This window comes from Desulfonatronospira sp. MSAO_Bac3 (assembly GCF_003838035.1).
GTDB classification, from domain to species: domain Bacteria; phylum Desulfobacterota; class Desulfovibrionia; order Desulfovibrionales; family Desulfonatronovibrionaceae; genus Desulfonatronospira; species Desulfonatronospira thiodismutans.
The window spans coordinates 1-11,229 of record NZ_QYZY01000262.1; the positions used below are offsets into that span (position 1 = coordinate 1).

At 51.7% G+C, this 11,229-nt stretch carries 13 protein-coding genes; 8 read left to right on the forward strand and 5 right to left on the reverse strand.

Features of this window, described 5'->3' with window-relative positions:
- Positions 1–845: 845 nt before the first annotated feature.
- From D5S03_RS09010 to D5S03_RS09045, 8 genes are all read left to right on the forward strand, one after another.
- Complete coding sequence (locus D5S03_RS09010; RefSeq protein WP_287043597.1) at positions 846–1,736, forward strand: rhodanese-like domain-containing protein; 891 nt, start codon at positions 846–848, stop codon at positions 1,734–1,736.
- Between the two features lie 607 nt (positions 1,737–2,343).
- Positions 2,344–2,601, forward strand: a complete 258-nt coding sequence (locus D5S03_RS09015) for a sulfurtransferase TusA family protein (RefSeq protein ID WP_008869683.1) — start codon at positions 2,344–2,346, stop codon at positions 2,599–2,601.
- 3 nt (positions 2,602–2,604) lie between these two features.
- The gene (locus D5S03_RS09020; RefSeq protein ID WP_008869682.1) at positions 2,605–2,970 is read left to right on the forward strand and encodes a DsrE family protein; all 366 of its coding nucleotides are present in this window, start codon (positions 2,605–2,607) and stop codon (positions 2,968–2,970) included.
- A gap of 64 nt (positions 2,971–3,034) precedes the next feature.
- Positions 3,035–3,805: an OsmC family protein gene (locus D5S03_RS09025; protein WP_008869681.1), complete on the forward strand. Its 771-nt coding sequence runs from the start codon at positions 3,035–3,037 to the stop codon at positions 3,803–3,805.
- Between the two features lie 2 nt (positions 3,806–3,807).
- Complete coding sequence (locus D5S03_RS09030; protein WP_008869680.1) at positions 3,808–4,983, forward strand: cobalamin-independent methionine synthase II family protein; 1,176 nt, start codon at positions 3,808–3,810, stop codon at positions 4,981–4,983.
- A gap of 386 nt (positions 4,984–5,369) precedes the next feature.
- Positions 5,370–5,987: a sulfurtransferase-like selenium metabolism protein YedF gene (gene yedF / locus D5S03_RS09035; protein WP_287043598.1), complete on the forward strand. Its 618-nt coding sequence runs from the start codon at positions 5,370–5,372 to the stop codon at positions 5,985–5,987.
- Positions 5,988–6,167: 180 nt separating this feature from the next.
- The gene (locus tag D5S03_RS09040; protein WP_008869678.1) at positions 6,168–6,431 is read left to right on the forward strand and encodes a ribbon-helix-helix domain-containing protein; all 264 of its coding nucleotides are present in this window, start codon (positions 6,168–6,170) and stop codon (positions 6,429–6,431) included.
- A 6-nt stretch (positions 6,432–6,437) separates the two neighbouring features.
- Positions 6,438–6,758, forward strand: coding sequence for a type II toxin-antitoxin system RelE/ParE family toxin (locus D5S03_RS09045; RefSeq protein ID WP_008869677.1), 321 nt, complete (start codon positions 6,438–6,440; stop codon positions 6,756–6,758).
- Between the two features lie 447 nt (positions 6,759–7,205).
- Here the strand turns inward: D5S03_RS09045 and D5S03_RS09050 are convergent, their stop codons facing one another.
- From D5S03_RS09050 to D5S03_RS09070, 5 genes are all read right to left on the reverse strand, one after another.
- Complete coding sequence (locus D5S03_RS09050) at positions 7,206–8,378, reverse strand: ATP-binding protein (protein WP_287043599.1); 1,173 nt, start codon at positions 8,376–8,378, stop codon at positions 7,206–7,208.
- 143 nt (positions 8,379–8,521) lie between these two features.
- Positions 8,522–8,992, reverse strand: a complete 471-nt coding sequence (locus D5S03_RS09055; RefSeq protein WP_287043600.1) for an ATPase P — start codon at positions 8,990–8,992, stop codon at positions 8,522–8,524.
- 31 nt (positions 8,993–9,023) lie between these two features.
- Complete coding sequence (locus D5S03_RS09060) at positions 9,024–9,602, reverse strand: nucleotidyl transferase family protein (protein WP_287043601.1); 579 nt, start codon at positions 9,600–9,602, stop codon at positions 9,024–9,026.
- Positions 9,589–10,431, reverse strand: a complete 843-nt coding sequence (locus D5S03_RS09065; protein WP_287043602.1) for a sugar phosphate isomerase/epimerase family protein — start codon at positions 10,429–10,431, stop codon at positions 9,589–9,591. Before D5S03_RS09065 ends, D5S03_RS09060 begins: the two co-directional genes overlap by 14 nt.
- 58 nt (positions 10,432–10,489) lie before the next feature.
- Positions 10,490–11,229 (reverse strand): NAD(P)H-hydrate dehydratase (locus tag D5S03_RS09070; protein WP_287043604.1); only part of this gene is annotated, 740 nt, incomplete at its 5' end.

The following is an 11,229-nucleotide window of genomic DNA, read 5'->3' on the forward strand; positions in this document are numbered from 1 at the left end:
CCTTCACAATCACCAATATTACAAGCGCAAAATTCCGTGATCCTGCACAGACCTACACAGCGAGGGACAGTCCCCAGGCCTTGTGCCAGTTATCAACATCGAGGACCCCCTGAATGGTTACAGAAGCCTCCAATCTGAGATTAATTCAAACATGCCGGCCTGATAGGCCTTTCATTTCTTTGCTTTCTGTCGCATGTATGTGCAAAAAGACTCTTTTTCTTATGCACTAATGTATCTACAGAAATAATATATTGCTTGTTTTCTTATCATTATTTTCTATTAATCAATATTTTTTAATGTAACGTCTAACATATTTCCATCATTATAATTACCAATAGTAATTTTTACTTTCTATCGTTTTTGCAAATAGATATCCATGACTATTTAATCAATTATTATATACTGTTTAAACAGTGATGCCTGCTTTTTCAAAAATTTATAACTCAGCAATTTTATCAGTACGTTCTATGAATTTATAACTTATTGAAAGATTATTGTTTTTTCTGCACACACATCGTTGGTCCAGATATTGCTTTGTCCAGGAGTAATTTTACGCTTACTTGCATTTTATCCTGGCTTCTAAAGAATTTTTCTGGATAAACACCCTGTCCTTTACGAGCAATTCTCCTCTCAGGTTTTTATCACAGTCAAGGTCAAGCGAGAAACGTCATAAAATGACGGATAGGGGCAGATAGTCCCGTAAAATTTAACAGCTTGCTAATAAGTCTGAATGCTTGAACATGCAAACTATAACGATGAACTGCTGAAAAGCCAAAGTTATTAACCATCAACCAGGGAGGCGTTTTGTAATGATTAACAAAGTATCAGGAAAATCACTGTCCATTTTGGCTTTAGTATTGTTCCTTTTTCTGGCTGGAGGATGTCTTAACAAGGAACCGGCAACCCAGGCGGGATACCAGCCGGGCCAGCCCATTCCCAGTGTGGAGGTGGAAGTTGATGTTCCCAATCCGTTTCATACTTATGTTGATGCATATTTCGTCAAGTCCATCGTCTGCGACAATCTGATCCAGGAGGAGCCCAGGGATGACGTATTGCTTATTGACTCCAGGCCTAAGCGCCCACGCTATGACCGGGGCCATATTCCAAGCGCTGTGAGCCTGCCGGACAGCGAGTTTGAGGAGAAAGCAGACCAGGTATTGCCAGATGACAAGTCCGTACTCCTGCTCTTCCACTGTCAGGATACTGCCTGCCGTTTGAGCCATGATTCAGCCTGGAAAGCTGAAGAAATGGGCTATGAAAATGTGGTTGTATATCCCGAGGGCAATGCCGACTGGGAAGATCGCGGCTTCAAGACCTGGACCATAGATGACATAACTGAGCCGGACGAAGCTGATGTTGCCGCTAAAGAGCGTGCCGAAGAACCCTCAGAGCCCTCGGATATAAAGGAAGGGGATTTTCCGGGGTCCATTGAGGAAGAGTTTTTCAAGGAGGTTCTTGCCACAGACCCTGACAGCATCCAGTTGATCGATGTCCGGGAAGAAGATGAATTTGAAAAGGGGCATATTCCAGGGGCTGTGCGCATGAATGTGGCAGAAATCCGGGAGGCCATGGATGATTTCGATACATCGGAAAAACCCATTGTTCTTATTTGCGCCACAGGTGCCCGCAGCGGAGAGGCCTACTTTACCTTTGACGACTTACGACCGGAGCTGGATGTTTACTATCTTGACGCCAGTATTTCTTACAAAGACGATGGAAGTTATGAGATAGATTAAAAAGCCTGCACCCGACGGGCATAGTGGAACAGGCCAGGGAATATCGTAGAGCAAGGTCCGGGATGCATGAAGTGTCCCGGGCCTTTTCTGCTGTGGCCCTTGATAATCAGGATAAGCGTAAGCATTCAGGGAGTCTTCAGTGGTAGCTTCTGGCACTCACGCCTCTGGCGTGACCGGGGACTGTCCCGCACTTATTTATGGTGGACATAACCAAAGATTGCATAGACAGACATAATAGTTCATCCCTTGTTAAATTGAAATTATCAATTTGATAAACACCTTTCCTCATTGTAAAGTCCCTTTGATTTTCTTTCTGTAACAGGTTTATCCTGCAATTTCTCACTGGCTATTAACAGTTTGGCCCTTTTTAAGGAAAGCAGGGGACGGGCACCTCCAAACCTTTTTCCGAAGGATGACTGGCACGTTTAAAAACAAGTGCGGGGAGGGCCAGTCCTCATGCCACATGTAACTGTTAAAGTCTGTCATTAAAAAATGATTTTTTGTCTCAATCAGGTGACGATGAGCCATTGCTTTCGGGCCGCGAAAAGATATTTTGCAGGGCTCTCAATTTAAAAAATCAAATCCATGCTGATAATTGAGCGGTATTATGAGTGAAACCTTTCCGGAACACTGGGAATTCGACGATGAGTTTGACGGCGGTGAGGAGACCTGCGGCAGGGTGATCATTAATCTATATACCTATCTCAAACCCATGCCTCCGGGCTACCGCATCCTGCTCATCTCCAAAGATCCGGCGGCACCGTATGAGTTTCCAGCCTGGTGCCGCATGACCGGCAACGCCCTTTTGGACATGTCTCATCCCTATTATCTTGTGGAATATAAACCCCAACTGAAAAAGGAGTAAACTATGGCTGAAAAATTCTGCGTGACCATCACCCATTGCAGAACCGACGGAGACAAGGCCACATTGGGCTTTGTAGTGGCCAATGCCGCCCAGGGCAGCGAAAAGGAGACCATGATTTTCCTCAGTTGCGACGGAGTATACTGCGCTGTCAAAGGCGAGGCTGAAAAGATTGACGAAGGAACCCCTTTTGCTCCTCTCAAGGAACTGGTTACCAAGTTTGTCAACGCAGGCGGCAAGATATGGGTTTGCACCCCGTGCTTGAAAAAAAGAGGCCTGACAGAAGACGATCTGGTTGAAGGGGCAACCCCGGCCGGAGGTGCGGCCCTGGTGGAGTGGCTGGCTTCAGGGTCGCCCAGTGTAGCCTATTAATCTTTAAGATCAGCCGGCATGGTATCCGCTTTTCAAAGCGGATACCATGCCCTGCGAGGTGTTTATGACCCAGGAAAAGGAAAATATAAGCGTGGATGATATCACCCCGGATCATATGTTCGATGGAGGAGACCTGGACTGTGGATCAGGGCTGAGCCTTATGATCAAGGAAAACATGCTCAAGGTGCCCGTGGGGGGTATACTGGAGTTGCGCAGCCGGGATGCCACTGTAAAAGACGATCTTCCCCCCTGGTGCCGGCTGGCCAGCCATGAATACCTGGGGCATAAGGACGATGACGGGTTTGTGCGCTACTTCGTCCGCCGGGGCCGGCCGGAGTCCGCGGGGAAAGAAGAGGTATCCGAGGAAGAAGCCTTAGAACAGGACAAACAAAAGGCCAGGGAATACGAATGGCGGGTCAGGACGCGTTCTACAGGATCCCAGAAGAGCACTGTCTATTGCCGCAATTTTTCCTGGAACATGGGCCAGCCCATAAGCTTTGAAGAAAAGGACGAACATCCCTGTTCGGTGGAAGCCCTGCTGGGAGCCTTGGGCGGAGCCCTGGCTTCAGGGTATGCCACTGAGTGCTCCAAAGAGGGCATAGAGGTGGACGACATCGAAATCACTGTGCGGGGCAGGCTGACCAATGTCCTGGCCCATGTGGGGCTGGAAGAAGGGGATCCCGGCTTTGGCGAGATCGAGGTCAAGTGCTATGCCTCCAGCATGGATGACGAGGAAAAAGTTCGAGATGCCTGGGGCAAAACAGTCAAACGCTCACCCCTGGCGGCTACCCTGGCTAAGGGAACGGAGCTTAAAATCAAACTAATGGTGGTTTAGTCATGTTTACTACTACTCAAGTGGGCAGCTGGCCCCGCTCAAAGAAAATGCTCAAGGCCCTGCGGGACCATCGTCTGGGCAGAATGTCTAAGGAAGAGTTTCACAGCATTGCCGATGACGAGGTTGCAAGAACTGTTGAGATCCAGGAAAAAGCCGGCCTGGACATCCTGGTGGACGGGGAGCACCGCAGGGATAATTTTTATTCTTTCATCACGGACAAGGTGGAAGGCACAAAACTCATGTCCCTGGCGGAAATGCTGGACGAGGTGGAGGATAAGTCAGGTTTTGAAGAAATGCTGGACAAGCTGGATGTTCCGGCCTCGGCCATCCGCAATCCCACATGCGTGGGACGCATGCAGAGACGCGAACCCTTGGCTCTGAATGATTTTTTGTTCGTCAAGACCCTGACCGACAAGCCGGTCAAGGTAACCCTGCCCGGTCCGTATCTGCTTTCCCGGTCCATGTGGGTGACCAGGTATGCCGGAAAGTTCTACAAAGACCAGTTTGAAATGGGCGACGATGTTGTCCATATCCTGCGCAGCGAGCTTGAGGAGCTTGCTCAGGCCGGGTGCGAATTCGTCCAGTTCGACGAGCCTGTTCTCACGGAAATAGTCATGTCCCAGGAGTGCGGCAGACGTACCTTTATGTGAGCCACCCTGGCCACCCGCCGTGACGTGGGTGAGGAACTGGATTACGCTGCCGAGCTTATGAACAGGATTATTGATGGTATCAGTGGGCCGCGCACAGGTATTCACATCTGCCGGGGCAACTGGAGCACCCGGGAAGACGTCCTGCTCACCGGTGATTATGAACCGCTCCTGCCGGCTTTGACCAAGATGAAGGTGCATCAGTACGTGCTGGAGTATGCCACCCCCAGGGCCGGGGAAATAAAGGTTGTTGGAGAGGCCCTCTCGGGCAGTATACCAGGGACGGATATCCCCAGAGAACTGGGGCTGGGAGTGGTCAACCCCCGCACCACCGAGGCCGAGACCCCGGAAGAAATCATGGACAAGACCAGGCTTGCCCTGCAGCATTATCGTCCGGAACAGCTTTTTTTGAACACGGATTGTGGTTTCGGATGTTTTGCCAACCGCTGCGTAAATGTGGAAGAAGTGGCCACGGCCAAGATACGCTCCATTGCTGAAGCGGCCAGGAGACTGAGGAAAGAATTTTCTTGATTTTTGGGAACCATTCACTGAAGAAATGTGCTCCAGGGTACGGGAATTCGGCAAACAGGACGTAAAAACTCACTCCAAGGAAGCGTAAATCAAAACCTATACACTGATTTGATAACCAGGGTATATTCTGTAACATGCCTTGAATCAGGTTCGGTGTTTTACGGTTTTGATTAACGCTTCCTACGTCGTTCAGATCCCGCACTTACTTTCTGGCAAATCTTGATTTGAAAATTGATCAGACATAGAAAAAGTAAGTGCGGGACCCAGTTTGCCGAACCCCCGTACCCTAGCTGTTGGGCCACAGATGATGAATAGGTACGATTTTTGAGGACTGGACCGCTATTAGCATGATCCAGCAGTAACTGAACCAAGTACAAGGAAAAGAAATGAGCAGACATGAAAAAGTGGATTGCCGGGGGCTGCCCTGCCCCCAGCCGGTACTCAAAAGCAGGGAAATTATCGACTCGATAAACCCGGATACCCTGCAGGTGCAGGTGGACAACGAACCGGCCCTGGAAAATGTATCCAGATTTTTGTCCACCCAGGGTTACGCCCTGGAAAAACCGGAAAAAAACGGCGACATCTGGACCATCCATGCCAGCAGAGGCGAAGCGCCGGCAACCGGATCCCATGAAGCTGCCGCACCCGGGCCCGGGGCAGGTGAAACCCTGCGCACCATGGTATTTGTGTCCACCAGCAGGCTGGGTTCGGGTGACGATGAATTGGGATCAAAACTCATGCAGAACTTCATCAAGACCCTGCCGGAGATGGGCAGCAGTCTGTGGATGCTTGTTTTTGTCAATTCCGGGGTCAAGCTGGCTGTAAAAGACAGCCCGGTGCTGGAGACCGTGCAGAGGCTGGAAGAAAACCAGGTAAAAGTCCTGGTCTGCGGCACCTGTCTGGAGTTTTTCGGACTCACCGATGCCAAGGATGCCGGTCAGACCACCAACATGCTGGACATCATCACGGCCATGAGCCACGCGGACAAGGTGATTACAGTTTGATGCCACAACTGCTCACCTTGTAAACGTCAAGCATGTCAGCTGTCAGTGGTCAGGATGCGGGCTGCATTTTGCTAACCTGTCCATAGGTGACTCCATTTCGGCTCTTGACATGTCTTCAATATTGAATGATCATATTACACATAAAACATTGAATCATGAAAGGAGTGAAAGGAGCGTTTCATGAGCCGAGCTACAACGACGATGACTGTTCGCCTCAGCGGCGCACTCAGCGAATTCGTTACCGCGAATGTGGGTGAGCATGGCGCCTACGAGAATGTTAGCGAATATGTGCGAGACCTGATCCGACGAGACAAGGAACGTAAGGAAGCGGACACGTTCGAGCGCCTCAAGGCCGAGCTGACTCACGCCTACGCAGCACCCGAAGCATCGTATCACCCGCTGACGGCGGCGGAGGTAATTGCACGCAACCGGAACCGGGCCTGACACGGCATGACCAAAGCCAATATTCGCATCCAGGATGCTGCGTCCTACCGTCTTGACGAGATATACCATCACACCCTCAACCGCTGGGGCATGCAGCAGGCCGACCGCTATATTACCGGCCTGTTTGATGCCTTCAACGGCATTGCGGATCACAGAACCTTATCGCGCCCCGTTCCGGCCGAGTTCGGTATCGAAGGCTACTTCTTCCGCTATGAACGTCATTTCGTTTATTGGCGCTGGCTTTCAAACGGTGACATCGGCATTGTGACAATACTGCATGAGCGGATGCACCAGATCGACCGTTTCCGGGAAGACTTCGGCGTGTAGTGTTTTGCCTCTTTATAGCCCAAAGGCTGGAATTGCCGCCTGTTTTCGTTTTGTTCCTCCAGGCGGCGTTTTGCGCAGAAAACGTGGTCTGCCCCCACTGGCTCTAAAAGCATGAGTGTAAGGCGGATTACAGGCCGCTGACAGGCTGCTTGGGCTCTTTATTCTTCAAAAGCTGTGTGTGTAAAGCACCTGCCTGCCCGATAGAATTTCGCAGGACAGCAAAGCGCATTTTAGCCGGGTGTACGCCTGAAGGCTTCCCGTGCCAGAGAAGATTGTTTTTGGCACCCCAGTTGAATGCCCTGCGGGCTAGCTCATTGAGCTATTCAATCACGCCATAGGCGTGACAGGCAGGCTGCTGTGGGCTGCAAATCCTAGTGAAACCGGCTACTTCAAAATATTTCTTTCATGTAGCTAAATTCGCCACTCTGCTTGTTACCGTCAAGCATGTCAGCTGTCAGTGGTGAGGATGCGGGCTGCATTTTGCCATCCTGTCACTTTGATTTCTTTGCGAATCATCTCAGCCTTTCCGCCATGGATCAGAACTGGTGAAAAGGCTGTCTTGCCTGCCAGCTTCAACCAGTGCTCCAGGTTTGTAAAAAAATCCCTGTTGACAGTCTGGCCTGACTTGATCTCTATGGGCATGAGGCTGCCTCCGAAGTCTGCAATAACATCTATTTCCCTGCCGTTGCTGTCCCGCCAGAAATACAGTTCCACATTCAGCAGGAAATTGAAGCAGGCTTTCTTGAGCTCCGAGACCACAAATGTCTCAAAGATTGCGCCCCGCAGGGGGTGGAAGGCCAGCTGCTGTGCATTTTGAATTCCCAGCAGCCTGCACATTAGTCCTGTATCATAAAAGTATATCTTGGGAGACTTGACCAGGCGCTTACGGAAGTTGGCGTGATGCGGATAAAGCCTGAAGAGTATGAAGCTTGTCTCCAGGACGGTTATCCATGATCTGGCGGTATTGTGCGTAATTCCGCAATCAGTGGCCAGGGCGGACAGGTTCAGGATCTGTCCGCTGCGTCCAGCACAAAGGCGTAAAAAACGCTGAAAAGCCTCCAGGTTCTGGACCTCAAGAATCTGCCTGACATCACGTTCCAAATAGGCGGTTATATATGCCGGCATCCAGATATCAGGGGTCAGGTTGCGGTCATACAGGGGCGGGTATCCGCCGGCGAAAAGGAGGTCATCGAGTTCGAGACTGGATGCAGAAGATCTTTTCACCTCTTCCAGTGAGAAGGGCAGCAGCTGCACAAAGGCTGTGCGGCCGGCCAGAGACTGGGTTACGTCAGACATCAGGCCGAAGTGTTGCGAACCTGTAAGGATAAACATTCCCATCCGACCATGTTCGTCCATATGCGTCTGAAGATAGGACAAGATTTCAGGTGCCCGCTGAATCTCGTCAAGAACGGCTCCCTGAGCAGTCCTGCTCAAAAATCCCCGTGGATCATCAAGGGCGAGCTGACGCATATCAGGGTCTTCCAGGGAAAAGTACGGTTTTTGGGAGAAGATGGCTCTGGCAAGAGTGGTTTTCCCGGATTGGCGGGGTCCGGTAATGGTTACAGCAGGAAAGCCCTGCAGCAGCCTGAGAATTGTTGCTTCAGCATCGCGCCTGATCATGCAGAGATATTATCCACTTTATGCAAATTGTCAATGCTGTTTACAATCTGCATAAAAACATGTCGGACACCAGCTGTGTAAGCACATATAACCAGTGAATCACGCTGAAGCTTGTCCAGGGAACGCTGAGACCAAGCCTGGCATTATCCCCTCAGGGTGGCCTTCAGGCGCAGGGGGTGCAGCAGGAGATCCAGGGCGTGATTGATATCCCGGCAGAGTACATCAGCGGCTGACAGTGCCGCCAATGCTGCACCTTCTTCCTGGATAAGAGCTATGCCCAGGCAGGCCTGTTCCAGCATGAGCCGGTCGTTGCGGCCGTTGCCCACTGCTGCAGAATTCATGGCCCCGGTTTTTTGCAGGTAATCAGCCTTGGCCCGGGCCTGATCACCTTCTTGGATAAGATGAAACCTGCACTCCAGTCCGGCAAGCCTTTCCTGAGCCCGGCCGAAGGTATCCGCTGTAAGGACATGTATTGCAAGCTCGGTGGAAAGCTTTTGCAGTCTGGGCAGGACCCCGTCCAGGATCTCTCCATCCAGGGCCAGGGTGCCGTTGTAGTCCAGGAGCAGATGGGCAAGGTCGATTTTTACATATCCCGGGATATTTACCGAAAGCATGGGGGTATCCTTATCATCTTTATTTCGGGCTTTAATTTGCTTTAATACTTTCTTGCTGCATCTGCCTGAGCCTGTCCGGTATACGCCACTTTTTCAGCAGCCTGGCCGAGGCCTCCGGCACAAGGTGTTCCCAGTTCTGATCTTTGAGTATCAACTCCCTGATGTCCTGGGCGCTGATGCCTTTTTGCTCCGGATTCACTTCCCACAAGACATGGGTATTCAGGCCCAGGGACCTGAACTGCTCAAGCTTCTGCCTGCCCCAGCCGTCGTATATGGACAGCACGAACAGGGCGTCCATGGGCACATAATGCCTGAACAGCTCCGGCCTGGTGATGGGCAGAGGGGTGATGGTCATTTCCTGATGGGAAAGGCCTGCCTCCAGTAGTACTTCCCGGACCAGGACCAGGCGCTCGAAGTAGGTCAATGGGTTGGACATGACATGAGAGCGACCCGGGTCCACTTCCACGGAATTGGTCAGCACCGGATCGGGGTTGGTGATACCCACCACCAGGTGCCTGCACATGGCCTTGCCGGCCAGAAGGTATTTCAAGTGATCGTTGTGCAGGATCTGAAATCTGCCGTGTATCACTGCTGTATCATAGACGTTCATAATGTTCAGGGTCCTGTTCTGCTGGTTTGCCCGGGGCATAGTCAAGAGATGTTCCAGTCACATTGCGTCCAAGAAAACGCTCCAGGATACTGCGCGAGGGCATGGCCAGGTGCAGGTCCTGCAGTTCGATGGTCCACCACTTGCAATCTGTCTGCAAAAGGCGTGTGAGCATCTCCTGCAGAGGAGCAATGTCTTTAATGGGATGATGCCCCAGGTGGTCTTCCCTTCCGTAAACATGCACCTCATAAAGACTGGAGCCAAACAGGTCAACCATATCCGCAGGGGTAATCAGGTTGTCCCGCACCATGGAACATCCCCGGGCATGTCCTGTATCCATGGTGATCATGGCCCCGGAGGCCTTTGCCCACTCAAGTATCTTGTAGGGATCAGATCCGTGGCCCAGCCTCAGGTTTTCCAGGCAGACGGTTATGCCTTTTTTGCCGGCGAATTCCACCAGCTTAGACAGGTTGTCCCGGATATGGCTTTCCCTGATGGGAACCGCCGGGCCAAGTCCTGTATGCACGGTAACCACCGGCTCTCCCAGGCCGTGCATCTTCTTTATGGTCTCTAAGTGCACTTGCAGGGCTTTTTCTGCTTCATGCCGATCTGCATGCCCCATTTCCCAGCCGAAGTACCTGGTGTGAAAGCGCACAGGTATGTCCCGGCGCAGAAAGGGCAGCACACTCCCGGGCAAAAGATCCGGTCTCAGGGGGTCCGGCGAAAATTCCAGGCCATGGGAGGCTTTTGCGGCCCGCTCAAGCTTTGAAGCAGAGTCTGAATAATCAGCAGTAAAGGCCAGTATGGGCATTGGATGAATGTTGTCCGGCATGAATAAGTCGTGATGGTTATGAAACAAAAAGCCTGGCAAGCTAAAGTTCTGGTTAAAATCAGCCAGCTTCCTGCATAGCTCCTGCAAGACAGGGCAGCAGGTGGCCTATACTGTAGGCCGGGGTGGGCCGTCCCAGTACCCCGAGATGCCTGTTGGTCAGGGCTGACTTATGGCAAGCCGCCGGGATGTCCTTGCCGGCCATAAGCCTGGAAGTAACAATGCCGGTGAGGCTGTCGCCCGTGCCTCCAATGGCTTCCATGGCGGCAACGGAGGGTTCGGATACAGTGTCAAGTATCACGTCATCCCGGACGATATAGTCCTTTGCTCCCTTGACCAGGAGATGCCTGGCCGCATTCTGTTCGCTGTAAGCCCTGGATATGTATTCCTCCACCTTGGATTCGTCCTCCAGGAGAAAGCCCCGGGTATAAAAGGGATGAGGTGCTGTCTCATCGGCCAGAAAGCACATCTCCCCGATGTCCGGGGTAAACAGGTCGTAATCGGCTGCAAATCCGCTCATCTTGGCCACGTACATAAACCCGGCATCAGCCACCAGCATGGCGGAAGGCAGTTTTTCCTGGATGGCCCAGAGCACCTGGTTGTGCCAGTAAATATCCGGCAGCAGGTAATGAAAGGTAAACCCTTCAACCTCCAGTTTATCCACCATCTCCACCAGATGGGCGTATAGAGCTCTGCTGCCCTGCCCGTCACCGGTATCCCCCACCAGCATGACGTGCGGCATGGAAAGGCCCATCTCCCGGGCGGCCATTGCTGTAAATGCGGCCAGGGCCGGTGTGCCCC

What these genes read in the sequence shown, in the direction of transcription:
- D5S03_RS09015 (WP_008869683.1), top strand. Translation starts at nt 2,344, where the DNA reads ATGAGTGAAACCTTTCCGGAACACTGGGAATTCGACGATGAGTTTGAC.
- D5S03_RS09020 (WP_008869682.1), top strand. Translation starts at nt 2,605, where the DNA reads ATGGCTGAAAAATTCTGCGTGACCATCACCCATTGCAGAACCGACGGA.
- D5S03_RS09025 (WP_008869681.1), top strand. Translation starts at nt 3,035, where the DNA reads ATGACCCAGGAAAAGGAAAATATAAGCGTGGATGATATCACCCCGGAT.
- yedF (WP_287043598.1), top strand. Translation starts at nt 5,370, where the DNA reads ATGAGCAGACATGAAAAAGTGGATTGCCGGGGGCTGCCCTGCCCCCAG.
- D5S03_RS09040 (WP_008869678.1), top strand. Translation starts at nt 6,168, where the DNA reads ATGAGCCGAGCTACAACGACGATGACTGTTCGCCTCAGCGGCGCACTC.
- D5S03_RS09045 (WP_008869677.1), top strand. Translation starts at nt 6,438, where the DNA reads ATGACCAAAGCCAATATTCGCATCCAGGATGCTGCGTCCTACCGTCTT.
- D5S03_RS09050 (WP_287043599.1), bottom strand. Translation starts at nt 8,378, where the DNA reads ATGATCAGGCGCGATGCTGAAGCAACAATTCTCAGGCTGCTGCAGGGC.
- D5S03_RS09055 (WP_287043600.1), bottom strand. Translation starts at nt 8,992, where the DNA reads ATGCTTTCGGTAAATATCCCGGGATATGTAAAAATCGACCTTGCCCAT.
- D5S03_RS09060 (WP_287043601.1), bottom strand. Translation starts at nt 9,602, where the DNA reads ATGAACGTCTATGATACAGCAGTGATACACGGCAGATTTCAGATCCTG.
- D5S03_RS09065 (WP_287043602.1), bottom strand. Translation starts at nt 10,431, where the DNA reads ATGCCGGACAACATTCATCCAATGCCCATACTGGCCTTTACTGCTGAT.